Annotated in this window: 12 protein-coding genes; 5 read left to right on the top strand and 7 right to left on the bottom strand. The window is 46.6% G+C overall.

Features of this window, described 5'->3' with window-relative positions; all coding sequences use genetic code 11:
• The first annotated feature begins 643 nt into the window (after window positions 1-643).
• Entirely contained in the window at window positions 644-2,053 is a 1,410-nt protein-coding gene (gene glnA / locus SHEWMR4_RS01630) for a glutamate--ammonia ligase (protein ID WP_011621111.1), read from the top strand.
• 404 nt (window positions 2,054-2,457) lie between these two features.
• The gene (locus SHEWMR4_RS01625) at window positions 2,458-4,695 is read left to right on the top strand and encodes a TonB-dependent receptor (protein ID WP_011621110.1); all 2,238 of its coding nucleotides are present in this window, start codon (window positions 2,458-2,460) and stop codon (window positions 4,693-4,695) included.
• Between the two features lie 230 nt (window positions 4,696-4,925).
• Here SHEWMR4_RS01625 and SHEWMR4_RS01620 read toward each other — a convergent pair whose 3' ends face one another.
• From SHEWMR4_RS01620 to SHEWMR4_RS01600, 5 genes are all read right to left on the bottom strand, one after another.
• Window positions 4,926-5,669: a cupin gene (locus SHEWMR4_RS01620; protein ID WP_011621109.1), complete on the bottom strand. Its 744-nt coding sequence runs from the start codon at window positions 5,667-5,669 to the stop codon at window positions 4,926-4,928.
• 170 nt (window positions 5,670-5,839) lie between these two features.
• Window positions 5,840-6,922 carry a hypothetical protein gene (locus SHEWMR4_RS01615; RefSeq protein ID WP_011621108.1) on the bottom strand — a complete coding sequence of 361 codons (1,083 nt, stop codon included), beginning with the start codon at window positions 6,920-6,922 and terminating at the stop codon, window positions 5,840-5,842.
• Between the two features lie 108 nt (window positions 6,923-7,030).
• Complete coding sequence (locus SHEWMR4_RS01610) at window positions 7,031-8,164, bottom strand: hypothetical protein (RefSeq protein WP_011621107.1); 1,134 nt, start codon at window positions 8,162-8,164, stop codon at window positions 7,031-7,033.
• A gap of 38 nt (window positions 8,165-8,202) precedes the next feature.
• Entirely contained in the window at window positions 8,203-8,574 is a 372-nt protein-coding gene (locus tag SHEWMR4_RS01605; protein ID WP_011621106.1) for a cytochrome c3 family protein, read from the bottom strand.
• A 3-nt stretch (window positions 8,575-8,577) separates the two neighbouring features.
• On the bottom strand, window positions 8,578-10,098 hold the full coding sequence (locus SHEWMR4_RS01600) for a flavocytochrome c (protein WP_011621105.1): 1,521 nt from the start codon (window positions 10,096-10,098) through the stop codon (window positions 8,578-8,580).
• Window positions 10,099-10,433: 335 nt separating this feature from the next.
• On the opposite strand from SHEWMR4_RS01600, the gene SHEWMR4_RS01595 reads away from it, so the two are divergent.
• Window positions 10,434-11,237, top strand: coding sequence for a TetR/AcrR family transcriptional regulator (locus SHEWMR4_RS01595; RefSeq protein ID WP_011621104.1), 804 nt, complete (start codon window positions 10,434-10,436; stop codon window positions 11,235-11,237).
• 415 nt (window positions 11,238-11,652) lie between these two features.
• Here SHEWMR4_RS01595 and SHEWMR4_RS20885 read toward each other — a convergent pair whose 3' ends face one another.
• Complete coding sequence (locus SHEWMR4_RS20885; RefSeq protein ID WP_041408670.1) at window positions 11,653-11,832, bottom strand: hypothetical protein; 180 nt, start codon at window positions 11,830-11,832, stop codon at window positions 11,653-11,655.
• 405 nt (window positions 11,833-12,237) lie between these two features.
• Here SHEWMR4_RS20885 and SHEWMR4_RS01585 point away from each other — a divergent pair, with 405 nt between their 5' ends.
• Window positions 12,238-13,440, top strand: coding sequence for a dicarboxylate/amino acid:cation symporter (locus SHEWMR4_RS01585; RefSeq protein ID WP_041408669.1), 1,203 nt, complete (start codon window positions 12,238-12,240; stop codon window positions 13,438-13,440).
• 184 nt (window positions 13,441-13,624) lie between these two features.
• The gene (locus SHEWMR4_RS01580; protein WP_011621102.1) at window positions 13,625-13,948 is read left to right on the top strand and encodes a YceK/YidQ family lipoprotein; all 324 of its coding nucleotides are present in this window, start codon (window positions 13,625-13,627) and stop codon (window positions 13,946-13,948) included.
• A 72-nt stretch (window positions 13,949-14,020) separates the two neighbouring features.
• Here the strand turns inward: SHEWMR4_RS01580 and SHEWMR4_RS01575 are convergent, their stop codons facing one another.
• A complete protein-coding gene (locus SHEWMR4_RS01575) occupies window positions 14,021-15,145 on the bottom strand; it encodes an aminotransferase class V-fold PLP-dependent enzyme (protein ID WP_011621101.1) in 1,125 nt (374 codons plus the stop codon).
• Window positions 15,146-15,147: the final 2 nt, after the last annotated feature.

Here is a 15,147-nt window from a genome sequence, read left to right as displayed (position 1 = left end):
TCGCCCAAGCATATTTAGAGAGTCAAATCACCAAAACAGGCCTTTCCGTAGTGACTCAAGTAGATGCCTTTAGGCTCAGTTTCAACAAACTCTATTCCCGCTTGCGAACAACGACTGCAATAGATTGATAACTAAACATTATCCAAGAATCCACTCTATTCACTCTCCACGAAAAACAGCTTAGATTGCCACAGTTTTGTGACATTATTGCGAGCGATTGAAATAGTGAACCAAGGCGATTATCAAGCCGCACTAATGTGCTAGATTCATTGTGCTTTGTTTGGTTTCGAATGCTGTCAAAAGCCAGAATTGAGATATCAATCCGGCTTGTCCATGAGCTTAATGGGCCGACGAGTTCGGGATAAATGGGCGTAGCAAGGTTGCTCTCGGATACCGTGCACTAAAATGGTGTTGTAACGGTGCGCACCAAAATGGATTAATGCACCAAAATGCCACACGCAAAAGCACCAATATGGTGCAACTCAAGATTGTTTGTTGTGCAATAAAATATATAGCCTTTAAGTATCAACACTTTAAATTGTTGGCATAGATATCGCTATATAGCTTGTAAGTTTGGCTCAAGCGCGACTTGAGTTAAAAGATTATAGAAGGGACATCCCTTTACCCTACCGGAGACTTGAGAATGTCAGTTGAATCAGTTTTAAAGCAACTTGAAGAATTAGAAGTTAAGTTTGTTGATTTACGTTTTACCGACACCAAAGGTAAAGAGCAGCACGTATCTATCCCTGCTCATCAGGTAGACGCTGACTTCTTCGAAGACGGCAAAATGTTTGACGGTTCGTCAATCGCTGGCTGGAAAGGCATTAACGAATCAGACATGGTGCTGATGCCAGACCCAACCACGTTTGTATTAGACCCATTCACCGAAGAAACCACTGCCCTGATCCGCTGTGACATTCTCGAGCCAGGCACTATGACTGGTTATGACCGCGACCCACGTTCTATCGCGAAAAAAGCGGAAGAATACTTACGCTCTACCGGTATCGCTGACACTGTATTAGTTGGACCAGAACCAGAATTCTTCCTGTTCGACGACGTACGTTTCGGTACTGACATGTCTGGTTGTTTCGTGAAAATCGACGCTAAAGAAGCGGCATGGAACTCTGGCACTAGCTACGAAGGTGGTAACACTGGTCACCGTCCATTCGTGAAAGGCGGTTACTTCCCAGTAGCTCCAGTTGACTCATCACAAGACTTACGTAGCGCTATGTGTTTAGTGCTCGAAGAAATGGGTCAAGTCGTTGAAGCTCACCACCACGAAGTAGCGACTGCGGGTCAAAACGAAATCGCAACTCGCTTCAACACTCTGACTAAGAAAGCGGACGAAATCCAAATTCTGAAGTACGTAGTACACAACATGGCTCACGCCTACGGTAAGACTGCGACTTTCATGCCTAAGCCAATCGTTGGCGACAACGGTAGCGGTATGCACGTTCACCAATCTCTGTCTAAAGACGGTGTGAACCTGTTCGCAGGCGACAAATACGCTGGTTTAAGTGAAACTGCACTGTACTACATCGGTGGTATCATCAAGCACGCTCGCGCGCTGAACGCTTTCACTAACCCAAGCACTAACTCTTACAAGCGTTTAGTACCACACTTCGAAGCGCCAGTGATGTTAGCTTACTCAGCACGTAACCGCAGCGCTTCAATCCGTATTCCAGTGGTACCAAGCCCTAAAGGCCGTCGTATCGAAACTCGCTTCCCTGATCCACATGCAAACCCATACTTAGGTTTCGCAGCACTGCTGATGGCGGGTCTCGACGGTATCCAAAACAAGATCCATCCTGGCGAAGCTATGGATAAAGACTTGTACGATCTGCCAGCTGAAGAAGCGGCTGAAATCCCACAAGTAGCGACTTCATTAGAAAACGCGCTTGAAAACCTGCAAGCTGACCACGAGTTCTTAACTCGCGGCGGTGTATTCAGCGAAGATTTCATCCAGTCTTACATTGCACTGAAATCTGCAGAAGCTGAGCGTGTAAGCCGTACAACTCACCCATTAGAGTTCGAGATGTACTACAGCCTGTAATGGCTAACGGCATCGATTAGCTGCACAACCTCTAACAGCCCCGACGGTCTTCTGTCGGGGCTTTTTTGTTTCTATCGCTCTGTGACTCCCAAGTATTCCCCTGCCTATTCAACACCTCTACACGCATACACTCCGACCTCTCGTTGTATCTGTCCATTTGTTGTCGCCTCGTGATTTTGGGTGCGTAAAAAAGTAAAGGCTTTGTAAATTCAATTAAGAACGATTCTCGATTACAACTATAATAATGCGTCTTTTTTGGAGCCAAACACGGAATACTCTCCATTCATATTCAGTTAGCGCATTGAATTCAAACCATTAAAAACGCTTTCTGGGTCGCGAGGAAAGGCACCACAGTGCTGTCCTTTTGGCTTCTCATGTACCTGTTGTTTTTGATGGAGAATACTATGCCTAAGTCTATGGGGCCGATAAGCCTAGTCGCCGCCGCAGTTATCTGCCAACTGGGGCTTGTTAATGTGGCAACAGCCGCTGAAAACGATATGGAGCGCATGGTGGTCTCCGCCACCCGCTCACCGACCCAAATCAGCGATCTCTCCAGCACTGTGTGGATCATTGATGAAGCCAGCATTCGCGAGCAAACCGATAGCGGCAAAGGTATTAAGGAAATGCTCGCCGCCTTAGTGCCGTCGATGGATGTGTCCAGCCAAGGGCGCACCAACTTTGGCCAAAATATTCGCGGTCGCGCCATGGTGGTCTTAATCGATGGCGTGTCGATGAACACCTCCCGCAGTATCAGCCGCCAGCTCGACAGTATCGATCCATTCAATATTGCCCGCATCGAAGTGCTCGCTGGCGCGTCGGCTATCTATGGCGGTGGCGCACTGGGCGGTGCCATTAATATTGTCACTAAAAAAGCGGCTGACAGCAGTGATACCTTCGAAGCCGAAGCGGGATTCAAGTCCGGCTTTAATAGCAGTGATGATTTAGATTACCGCACCGCGCTGGCGGTGACCGGGGGCAGCGATTCGCTTAAAGGGCGCTTTAGTGCCGCTTGGCAGGAAAACGGCCAATGGTTTGATGGCAGTAGCAACCCTGTGATGCTGGACATTACCCAAACCGGAATGCAGTACACCCAAGGTTATGATTTAATGGCGAATATGGATTGGCAGCTTGCCAATGACGCCAACCTCAGCGCCATGGCGCAATACTATCGCAACGGTTCAGACGATGAACATGGTCTGTATATGGGTGAGAACTTCTCAGGCGTCACTGGCGATGCCTCAGTGCTAGAAACCCGTAAGGGATTAGACGCTGACCGCAGCCCCGCCACCGAGCGCACTTTGCTGAATCTGTCCTACTCCCAGAATGAGTTTCTTGGTCAAACCCTGTATTTACAAGGCTTTTATCGCAAAGAGAATCTGGATTTCCACCCGTTCCCCTATGTCAATGAAACCAGCGGCGTCTACAACTTCTCAGCATCGGCCCAAAACACCAGTATCTATGGTTTGAAGGCGGTCGTGGAATCCAAGCCCGTCGATAGCCTCACTCTTACCTGGGGACTGGATTGGGATAAAGAAAGTTTTGATTCGAGCCAAATGAGCTTCGACCTCGATGCCGCCAACCAACACGGCGGCTTAGTGATGCGCGAGCTGTTCACTACCGGCCGTTATGTCGACTTTTCGGTCGAATCCATTGCTGCATTTGTCCAAAGCAGTTGGGAGATGAATAGCTTTTTGGTGCTAAACGCAGGCTATCGTTATCAACACATGGAAAACAGCGTTGATGATTTTATCGGTTATAACCAACAGGTGACGATCGCCTCTGGCAAAGCCAAGGGAGCCGATGCCATTAAAGGCGGCAGCACCGACTATAACATAGGTTTAGTCAACCTCGGCTTGGTGGCTAAGTTAAGCCAAGACCAACAACTCTGGCTTGCCTATTCCCAAGGCTTTGAGCTGCCAGACCTGTCGAAATACTACGGCCGCGGCACCTACAAGGCCGATGCCGACGGTTACTTACAGCTGCAAAACAGCATCAATATCAATGATACCCGCCTTGACGGGATCAAGACCGACTCCATGGAACTGGGATGGCGTTACCTTGCAGACCGTTGGCAGGCGCAAGCCAGCATCTACTATGCCGTGTCTGACAAGGTGATTGAGGTGAACAGCAAAGATCTGACCATCGATGTCAAAGACCAAGATAAGCGCAGCTATGGCCTAGAGGCACAACTGAACTTTGATATCAGCTCCGACTGGCAAGTCGGCACCAACCTGCATCTGGTGCGCAGTGAAGTGAAAGATGAGAATAATTGGATTGATGAAACCGTCACTTATGCTTCGCCCTCTAAGGCGACCGCCTTTATTGGCTGGCGAGGCGAGACACAGAAGATCCGTTTACAAGCTGAGCACAGTTTTAGCGCCGAATCTGACTATCGCTTCAAAACCAACGATGGCCTAGCGAGTGAGCTTGATAGCTACACGACGCTGGATTTACTGGGCTCTATCGATTTACCGGTCGGCACCTTGAGCTACGGCATCGAAAACCTGCTCGATAAAGACTACAGCACCCTGTGGGGCCAAAGAGCGGTGTACTTCTACAGCCCGACCTACGGTCCTGAGTCAATGTTCGACTACCATGGCCGCGGTCGCACCTTTGCCCTCAATTATCAACTGAGTTGGTGATAACAGGCTAAAAGGCATTAATCACTTGTGTTAAGCCTTCCCTTAAAGCGGGTTGAGCAAGCGTTACAAACAAAAAAACGGTCCCCAAGTGGACCGTTTTTATTCAGAAAATCAATCAAGCTTCAGATGTGAATATCACGATAGCCAGCTAAGCGCGACTCAACAACACCTACCAAATCGTGAGTTAATACAAATTCATTTTTATCTGTGCTTAGGTTGAATTACGCTAACTAGTTTTTGAAAAATTGTTCGTTGGTACCGTATGGGCCTAGGTTTAAATCGCGTTTACGGATGGCATCTACGCGGTCAAAGGCTTCTTCGGCCACCCGTAGATTTTTAACATCTTTACGCCAGTAGTATTTAAATCCATCAAAGTGGGCGTTGTTTGGGTACCAGTAAAATACACCTAAACCTTCTTTATTGAGGATTGGGGTATTGTGGATATGGGCACCAGGAATATAGAAGTATTGACCTTTGGCCAGAGTTTCAAATTTATTGTTTGCCAGTGTTTTACTGGTGCCGTTGACCACGTAGTAACACTCTGGTTGACCGTGGAAATGTGGCTCATGGTCTGATTTCAACCCATTGGTGATACCAATTACGACAGGGCTATCTGATAGCTCTTTCCAGATATAACCCACAGGTGAGTTTTTAGGATCGCAGTTTTTGGCTTCGAGCACGTTACCGTGGTCATCCAAAGTTTTACAAAAACGTTGGTCTGCGGCAATGCTGTCATTGGGTTTGATGGTGTTAAAGTCGATTTTGCCAGCTTCCCAATCGGCAATGTAGGCCTCGATTTCGGGGTTACGGCATTGCTCTGGCATAGTGTTTTGCGGCACATAGGGCGTGCTGTCGTACGGCACTGGCGTCATTTGTTGATAGGGTAGTTGCGCGTGATTACATTGTGGGCCTTGAGCCATAACAGCTGTTGAAGTCAGTGCGGCTAATCCGAAAAGCATTTTTAATTTCATCATTCCAATCCTATTTTTACATCGCTTAATGGCGATATTCTGTTGGTTATATTGTTACGTGACTAACAATAAAGTGATTGGTTAATGGTAAAGGTGAATTGGATCACGGCATGTTTTGAGTGGCAAACTTATTCGTGACTTTACTCGCGAATAATCTTACCGTCCGAGCAGTTTTAGAGCTGCAATTGTATGCTTAACTGCGCGTAGTTGGACTTTCCCTGCTGCGCATTGGGATGGGCTGAGCTGTTGTTATCCTCTATTTGATAGCGGCCCACTTCAATACCTAGGGTGAGTGCTTGGGTTAAATTGGTAAACAGATTCACACCAACGTGGCTGCGGTCCGTTTGTTCTCGCTCAGTGCGAGTGTGACCAAAAAAGAGTGTCGAGCGGGCGTAGTCAGTCCAAAAGTGTCGGTAGGCAAACATGGCTGATGTCGAGGTTTCTAATTCTCCTTGGATGATATCGCGCGCAGCGTCGGTGCCGACATAACGACCTAGGTGGCCGTAGTGCAATTGTAGGCGTAGATCATCTTGGCCAAAAGTAAAGAGTTTGGCGGCAAGGGAGAGCCCGCCAGCCCACTGCGATGTGCCCGCTGGATCTAAATAACGCACTAAGCCAGAGAGAGACACATTGCCCCATTCGCCGGATTGGTTGTAGCGGGCAATCATGTCTGGGATGTAATCATGACTGGTATCAATCCAGTCAAGCTTGGCTGCTGTAGCCTTGGTTAGTCCATCCGTTTGGACTTGGGTGCCGTAGGTGTAGGGATTTTCGAGGGCGAATTGCCATTGTTCGGTGCTATAGCGGATAAGTGCTTGTCTTACCATGGCTTGTCCAACTAATGGCCCGCCTAAATCGGCTGTTTCGGCAAAGGTACTGGCATTGACTAAGGTTGACCAAGTTTGTCCGGCGGTGATGCCTTGATAACTGATAAAGGCATGCCTAAGCCTTGGACTGTAGGAGTTGGAGATAATCGGGTTTCCTTGGCTTGAGCCGACAAAATCGATTTCGGCAAAGGCTTCGGCTTCATCGGTGTTGAGCGACAGGTTAAAGCGGCTTTCTTGGGCACCAAATTGGGTGCGTTTGGTGTGCTCGACAACCTTGCCTCCGCCTGTCCAACTGTCTTGAAAGGCCACATTGCCTTCAACAAAGCGGGTGTTGGCCTTAATAAATCCCCCCAACTGCACATCGGCGGCATACAGGGAGGATGAACAGATAAAATAAACGGCAAGTGTCGGTAAAGATTGTAGTTTCATCGTTCACTCTATGGGGAAAACGTAAAAAAAAAAGCCCTAACGAATAGGGCCAAAAGGTTGAGCAGTTTAAAACGGCAGGGAGGAGGGACGTCCTAAACTGCGCAAATACTAGAAGTAGTAACCAAAGTTAATGTTGATTCGTTTATCCCAATCGTTACCGACTTCAGGTAAGCCAACGTGGTCGTTATTGGCGGTTGAGAAAGTCATGTTTTTACCCATCACAAAGTCAATCATGGTGTACGTTGGGCCAGCAGAAATCGCCATACCGGTGACGTTTTGCATGCTGTTGTCGTAGCTATCGTCATCAACATCAGGTGTCATTAAACCAAAGTCGTTATAGAACTTAATGCTGCCCCAATCTGTGTTAACCGTTTTGGCAATGTTGATGTTATAGGCTTGGCCTTTTGAGGCGATTTCGTACTGCCAGCTCACCACCGATACGCCAATTTTGTTGTCGTCGATAGCATCTGCAGCATTGTATTCATACTGCATGGCTTGCATTTGTAGGCTCCAGCCGTTGTAGCTGCTGTCTAAATGCAGTGCGACAGCATAGCGGTCGCCATTATTACCGGTTTTGCTGTTGTAGATTTGGCCGACCTGTACTGAGCCACCAAAAGTGGTTGCGCCACCTTCGTATTCGGCGGTGTAGGTTTGGCGCACGTTGAGTTGGTTGGTTTCTTCGTTGTTGTATTCAGTGCCATTGATGGTGCCGGTATACAAGTCAGTTGAATAACGCTTGTTTTCGGTTGGGCCGTATTCGGCATTTTTATAAAACGCTAAATCCGTGTGCCAGCCGTTTTTCTCATAGGTCGCTTTTAAGCCGATGTCATGGTCATCTTCAAAGCCTAAATAGTAAGGCAGACCAAACCACCAACTGTTAGAGATAAACTCGCGGTTACCAAAGGGCACTTTGTTGATACCAAATTGCAGTTGCCAGTCTGGATCAATGTTGTAGTAGCCATAACCATACTTGATGTAGTTAGTGCCTGAGGTAAAACGGTATTCCGCCGCTAAACCGAAATCGCCTTTTTTACCATCAAATTTGATGGCGGCCATGTCGAAGTTAAAGTCGCCGCCTTTATCCTTCGATTTTTCATCATAATCGCGATAGCCATAGTTAACGCGCACGGCGCCGCCAACATTGATGCCATCTTCTTGCTCTGCGGCAAAGGCGTTAGTTTGAGATAGTGCGATAGCGGTTGCCACCATGGACAACATAAACCGGGTGGATTTTTTCATCATCATTACCTTTCTTAAGTTTTTGTATTATAAAAATTAAATTACATTTCTTTGAACCAAGTGCGGTGGCATTCAGCGCACACTGGAGCCTTTTTCTCATGCTCGCTGTGACAGGCTAAGCAGCTGGCACCTTGGTTGTAGTGCAGTGATTTGTGTGGATGGGCTTCAGGGATGGCAAGTTTGGACTCATCCACTGGAATACTGGTGATTTCGCCATGACATTCAACGCAGGCCGCATCGGTGGCATTTTGTTTACCCGAGCCTTGGTGGCATCCTTTACAACCATCTTGGTAAATAAATTCATGATTGCTGCGACCTTGGGTACTGCCTTTCATCTTGACAAGGTCTCCGGCATTGGCTGCGCCAGTGAACAGGGTTGCAACAACCAGTGTGAGTAGTAATGTTTTCATCATGATTTAGGCCTGCATGTCAGATTTGATGGTTTCAGCAACGATAATTCCCATCGTTAAACACTCCAGACAAGCTGTTGAACTTAAACGGGTTCCACCGTGAGTGCCGCCAGTTGCTTCGCCAACGGCATAGAGATTTTTCATCGGAGCTAGGGTTTGACTATGCAGCACTCTCGCGCCTAAATCGGTTTTTAAACCGCCCATGCAGTAGTGCACTTTTGGCCAAATACGTGACACAATAAACGGCGCTTTAAGCTCAACTGCCGTATCCATCATGCGTCCAAACAAGGGATCTATGCGCAGTGGCACTTGCTTGTTGTACTCGTCTACAGTTTGTTTGAGCTGCGCAAGTGGGATATTGAATTGCTTAGCTAATTGCTCAAGGCTATCGACTTTCCAAGCGATTTGGTCACGTACTGCGCGGGTCACTTCTTCTGCACCAACATGATCGTCATGGTTAAAAAACACCACAGGATAGGCGGGTGAGCCATCAGGGTTACGATTTTTCATAATGGCGTCGGAGCAGGTTTTTCTATCGGCGCGTTCATTCATAAAACGCTTACCATCTAACACATTGACTGAAATCCCTTTATGGAAACCAATCGAGAGCAGAGCATTTGACCAGCCAAAGCCGCCTTCATCTGGCGAGCCCCAGTGACCTGTTTGAATAAAGCTCATATGAACCGGAAAAGCACCGTGGGCCATAGCCGTTAGTGTGACTTCGCCCGTTGCGCCTAGGGCATTGGTACAATCTAAGGTTTTATCTAATGCAGGGTCGACCAGTTCACGTAGTGCTAAGTTACGTGAGAAACCACCGTGGGCAAGGATAACGGCCCTATTGGCTTTGATGTAGATTGTTTTACCGGTTTTGAGATCCGGGAAACGATAATTTTGACGTACTTTCAAGCCAACAATCTCTTGGCCATCCATGATGAAGTCTTCAACATAATGTTGTAGACGGTACTCAACGCCTTCTTTTTTACCCGCTTCATAGAGTTTTGTGGTGATATCGCCACCGACGCCATGCAGAGTACGGATAGCTCGCGCTTTATTGTGGCCGCCCACTTGTTGGTTAAAGCCCTCACGGAATTTAACCCCAGTATCAATACACAGCTGATAAGCATCCAGGGCACGATTAGCGATTTGTCGTAGCATGTCGGTATTTTGCATACCGCGGCCAGAGATAATTTGATCCTTCACTAGCTCTTCGGGTGAGTCATCGTTGATGCCTTGAGCTAATTGGATTGGGTTTTTAGGGATAGCTAACCAGCCCCCGTTGATCGCTGAGTTGCCACCGATCACCTGCATTTTTTCTAATACCAGTATCGAGCCTAGACCTTGTCGCTTAGCATTTAGTGCGGATGACAGCCCCGCAAAACCTGACCCCACGACAATAACATCACGAGTTTCATCCCATTTAATGTTTGAGGCGCATTCAGTGGCTAATGCTGCACTTGGCAATGCCGCTGCGATACCGCCTACCGCAGCACCAGCACCTAGCTTTAAAAAACTTCTTCTATCATGCATTTTGTTAACCCTCTATGTCTGTTGCAAGCAAGATAGAGGTTATGAACGGCGTCTAAGGAGAAGTGAGTCACGACTTTTTTTCAGTGACAATTTTATTCGTGAGTTATCTCGTGAATATTTTTTCTTTGGGAATTGACCGGAGGTAATACAGGTTAAATGAACAAAATTTAACTTATGACAAATTCCTGTTGATTAAATGTGCGTTTGAAGTAAATCACAAAGATTAAAATTTAAAACTCTGTGATGTGAGCTTAATCCCGATTATTTGTTTATTGGCTATGCCTCATATTTGTGCGCAATCCATAATGTACTTTTCGGTATGCTGGAATAAATAAATGAAATGTCCCACTGACTCACTATCTATTTTGCGTTGTAATCAGATATTAGATGCAGCAGAAAAACTGATTGAGTCACAAGGTGTTGTGTCTTTTAAATTTTCTCAACTTGCTCATGAGGTTGGATGCTCTACAGGAACCTTATATAAGTTTTTTGAACGTAAAGAAGATGTGTTGGTTTGTTTATTCTTAAGAAGTGCGACATCAAATCACTTACCCATTTTTATCAATAAGAATCCAGATTTAACAGCACAAGAGAAAGTGCTCTTACCCATTTTTTTTACCTTTGAAACCATTAAGCGTAGTAGTAGCTTTTTTACACTGCGTTCGGTGTCAGTCAATACAATGGTCTGGAAACTCGCGAGTGATGAAAAAGTGGAGCGGTTTAAAAAACGCATTAATGCCTTTTGGGGTTGGTTTACAGACGCATTAAATTTAGCGGTTGAAAATGGTGAATTAGTAGCTACCCCACTAGAAATAAAAGAGCTAGTTCAAGGCATCACCTTTTATCTAACAGGATCTTTGACACAGTTTGAAAGTCAGCTTATAGCCTCAAAGTATTTATCTAATCGCCGTGATACCTGTTATCGACATTTAGCAAACCTAATGGAAAGATATAAATGGAAAAAGCCTTTAACCCTTGCACTTTTTGATTCGTTAGAGTCGAGAACCGTTAAGTTTTTTGACCAGCACTATCGTGATCATATGACCTGTGCTGCTTGTAGTGCACTATCGAATAATAACCGTCATGAATTATCAAACTGTACACGCAACAGCTTAATTTACGACATATTAAACAACTAAAACGAATATTAACAGATTTTTTAAAATAACGTATTCCATAAAAAACAAGCAAGCTTATCTCGTATTAAAAATAGATAACACAACTATTTATTTTAATTTTGAAATATTATATTTATTTAAAAACCAACAAAATTGCAAATAAATATTTAACATTTCAAGATTTTCGCAATTAGATTTAATTCACAAAATTTAATCAGCAATATTTCTTAACCAATCACAATTACGCTTAAACATCTATGAATCCTAGAGTTAACTATGGTTATTTTCAGGCTTTGACTTGCGAAAAATGAAGATAAAAAGTTAAAAAATATAGAAAGCACATTATTTAGCACTCTCTATATTTCTGTATATCATGCTTTCTAAGCATAAAAAATGAATGATGAATACAATCCCATAGTGAATGGATAAACAGTAATTATCTGCAACGACCAAGGCGCGAACCCGTGGTTGTGACTTTGTTGCAATCTTTTTTGCTGACTTTCTTCTCGGCGCTGTTTGCCACCGTCGAATCGGTATCAGTATCACTGACCGATGCACAGCCACTCAAACCTAATACGGCAACGGGTAACAGTATCGCAATCCATTTTTTTAGCATTTCATTCATCCCTGATTAACTAGTAATTTTGGCCTTGGGTGTTTGCATACAGCCCAGTGTGATTAAGCTAATCAATAAACGAACGAGGCACAACGTTACAAACGAGCCTAACTAGGTAAATACACCTTTCTACTGACGTGCTCTCGCCGTGCGGCTAATACACCTAAACAGAAGCGATCATGTTAACAAGAGTCACATCGTCCGAAATCAGATGCAGAATAGACTCAAGCACTCTTGTTAACCGTTACCCAAAACCCAAAAAGAGTTTATTTCCAATCCCTTCTTGCGCTTATGCGAATGACTCGCTAGCTTGAGCATGTCCATGCTGCATGATTGACTCCTCTCATTTGGGCGCTCCTAATGACTCACCAACACAATGATAAAAATAACAATAGGCGCTTAGCTATGTGGCAAAAACTTAAACTCTATCAAGACTCTATTGTGCTGCTCAGTGCATTATTACTTGGCGGCATGATCGGCATCTATTGGCCATCCTTGGCGCTCAAGCTCAAGCCCCTAGGGCAAATCTTTTTAAATCTGTTGTTTATGATTATCGTGCCCTTAGTGGCAATCAGCGTAACCTCATCGATTGCCCGCATGACGGACTTAAAAAAGCTTGGGGCGATTTTAGTGTCAATTATGGGCGTCTCGATTCTGATGGCGATTATTCCCGCCGTCGGCATCACCTTACTGGCACTGATGTTTGATCCAGCCCAAGGTGTTACCCTCGATCTTAATCAAACCGTTAGCGACACCTCGGGGAAGATGGATTTTGTGGCGCTGTTAACCACCAATGACTTTTCTGGATTACTCTCCAAATCCAATATCTTGGCGCTTATCATCATGTCGGTGATTGCCGGAATCGCTATAGGTCAATCGGGTGAAGATGGCCGTAAAGTCTCGGCACTACTCGACAGTTTTAATACCGTCATCATGAAGATAGTTGCCATTATTATGCTGGCCGCTCCCGTCGGCCTTGGCGCTTACTTTGCCTCCACCATGGCGAGTCAAGATCCGCAGCTTGTGGTGACCTTTGCCCGCGCCGTGGGATTATTTTTAGTGGCCTGTTTTATCTACCTCACCGTCGGCTCCACCTTTTATGCTTGGCTTGGCGGCGGCATGCACGGGATTAGACAATTTTGGCGCCACGCCCTCGAACCCGCAGTGACTGCATTAGGCACGACTTCCTCGCTCGCGACTCTGCCCGTCACCTTAAGGGCGGCGCTGAAGATGGGGATAAAACCCGAAATCGCCGATATCAGCCTACCGCTGCTGGTGAATTTGAATAAGGGTGGCGCATCCATTATCACCGCACTGAAGATTGTGTTTATCTACTCTCTGCTCGGTTTAGATTTTACGGTCGATGTGTTTATGGTGACCATACTCATCTCCGTCCTGTCCGCCTTCATCATTGGTGGCGTGCCTGGCGGCGCCTTCCTCGGGGAGATTTTTATCGTCACCACCTTAGGATTACCGATGGAAACCATCCCCATTCTAGTGGTGATAGGCGCCATTACCGACGCACCTTCCACCGTGATAAACGTCGTCCACGATCTAAATGCCAGCCAAATTGTTGAACGCCTCAATCGCAAAAGGCTTGAGCCATAGGGCTGCAATTGCCGAATAATTGACAACGAAACTCATCTGATTAGAATGCCAAACCATTGAAACAGAGCACATTTGTGCCGAGTAAAATCCGCTATGCTACCGCAGTACCAAAACGCTGAGTCGAGCAAACGAGTCAGCCATATGGAAGCGATGCGTTTTTTCAAACATAAACAATGGAGTGGTTATGCGTTGGTTGGCTTGGTTAGTTGTATGCGGGTATCTCAGCGGATGCGCAGCGGTAACATCGAGAATGGGAGCAGATTCAACCTGGGGTCACTCTTTTTCGAGTGTGCAAACGGCTGTCGATAATGGCGAGGAGTGTGTGGTGATATCCGCGATATCCGCTCCGCCTCTACTGCTGTTTACAGTCCCACTGACACTGGTGGATATGGGCGGGTCACTGGTAGTCGATGCAGTGATGCTACCCGTCGATTTGGCTATCACCCCAAGCAATCCTGAACTTCGCACCCCACGGTCTATGTTCTGCCGCTATAACTACAGTATTTAAGCATAGGGGTGCAACTAGGTCGCCTTAGCGCACCCCATTCATAGCCGTTCCGAGCAAGCCCTGTTCAATCCGTTAACGATGGGCTTTTATCACCTCCAGCAATTTCGCGATATCGGCCTCATCGTTATAGATATGCGGCGATACGCGCATTCCTAAACTGCGGGCATCGACACTGATATTCGCCTCCGCCAACGCCGCCATGATGGGTGCTTGTCGCTCGCCAAATTGCAGGATCAAGGTGCCACTGCGCTTATCGACTTCCCGTGGCGAGACCAAATCACATTCCAATGTTTGGACGACCGTATCCATCAACTGCAAGTTATGTTCACGCATCACCTGTGAACCAATATTGGCAAAATATTCAATGCTGTGAGCGGCAATCGCATAGGGCGCGATAGAAGGTGTACCGCCCCAAAACCGCAGCGCAGTTGGGTGATAGCGGAAATCATGGATATCAAACTCGAAGGGATTTTCATGGCTAAACCAACCCACATCCTGCGGCTGACACTGGGGCAAAATAGCCGGATTGACCCACAGATACGCAGCCCCTGGGCCTGAGCATAACCATTTCACACTCGAACCAATCATAAAGTCCGGCTGTAGCTTGGCTAAATCCAGCGGTAAAATCCCAGCCGATTGCGCCACATCCACGAGACTCAAGCAGCCACGCTCACGGGCAAGGGGAATGATCTGCGCCAATGGCGCCTGCTGACCAGTATTAGAATAGGCATGGCTGACAAAGACTAAATCGACATCGGCACAAATATGCGCGTCCCACACATTGGGGTCGGTGACATCTAAACCCTTGGGAATAAAGCGCAGTTCACAGCTTGCGGGCAATGCCTTTTTCAGGGCAAACCCCATGCTGGGAAAATCAATCTCGCTCATCAGCACCACGGCGCCGCCATCTCGCGTTAATCTATCGAGGGATATCACAATTTTGGTCAAGGCGCTCGATAGATTCACCTGCGGGCAAAAGTCCTGCGGCTGACCATTAAAAAGGCTCGCCAGCGCCGCGGTAAAGTTATCGATGACGCCCAACCATTGGCCCCAAGGCTCGCGGCCAGACTCCTGCCAAGGCGCAAAAAATGCCTGCTTAAACGCCTGCTCGGTCGATTTAAGTGGCCGCCCCACGGAATGGTTGAGCAGATAGCCTGGGCCTGCGAGGCAAAAGTCTTGTTTTACATTTAGCAGCATGG

It is taken from the genome of Shewanella sp. MR-4 (assembly GCF_000014685.1).
In the GTDB taxonomy this organism is placed as follows: domain Bacteria; phylum Pseudomonadota; class Gammaproteobacteria; order Enterobacterales; family Shewanellaceae; genus Shewanella.
The sequence above is the reverse complement of the archived record's forward strand: the minus strand, read 5'-3'. Positions and strand labels throughout refer to the sequence as shown.

Excerpts from the sequence above, each read along its gene's own strand:
- SHEWMR4_RS01625 (WP_011621110.1), top strand. The coding sequence starts at position 2,458 with ATGCCTAAGTCTATGGGGCCGATAAGCCTAGTCGCCGCCGCAGTTATC.
- SHEWMR4_RS01575 (WP_011621101.1), bottom strand. The coding sequence starts at position 15,145 with ATGCTGCTAAATGTAAAACAAGACTTTTGCCTCGCAGGCCCAGGCTAT.
- SHEWMR4_RS01605 (WP_011621106.1), bottom strand. The coding sequence starts at position 8,574 with ATGATGAAAACATTACTACTCACACTGGTTGTTGCAACCCTGTTCACT.
- SHEWMR4_RS20885 (WP_041408670.1), bottom strand. The coding sequence starts at position 11,832 with ATGCTAAAAAAATGGATTGCGATACTGTTACCCGTTGCCGTATTAGGT.
- glnA (WP_011621111.1), top strand. The coding sequence starts at position 644 with ATGTCAGTTGAATCAGTTTTAAAGCAACTTGAAGAATTAGAAGTTAAG.
- SHEWMR4_RS01585 (WP_041408669.1), top strand. The coding sequence starts at position 12,238 with ATGTGGCAAAAACTTAAACTCTATCAAGACTCTATTGTGCTGCTCAGT.
- SHEWMR4_RS01580 (WP_011621102.1), top strand. The coding sequence starts at position 13,625 with ATGCGTTGGTTGGCTTGGTTAGTTGTATGCGGGTATCTCAGCGGATGC.
- SHEWMR4_RS01615 (WP_011621108.1), bottom strand. The coding sequence starts at position 6,922 with ATGAAACTACAATCTTTACCGACACTTGCCGTTTATTTTATCTGTTCA.
- SHEWMR4_RS01595 (WP_011621104.1), top strand. The coding sequence starts at position 10,434 with ATGAAATGTCCCACTGACTCACTATCTATTTTGCGTTGTAATCAGATA.
- SHEWMR4_RS01620 (WP_011621109.1), bottom strand. The coding sequence starts at position 5,669 with ATGATGAAATTAAAAATGCTTTTCGGATTAGCCGCACTGACTTCAACA.
- SHEWMR4_RS01610 (WP_011621107.1), bottom strand. The coding sequence starts at position 8,164 with ATGATGAAAAAATCCACCCGGTTTATGTTGTCCATGGTGGCAACCGCT.
- SHEWMR4_RS01600 (WP_011621105.1), bottom strand. The coding sequence starts at position 10,098 with ATGCATGATAGAAGAAGTTTTTTAAAGCTAGGTGCTGGTGCTGCGGTA.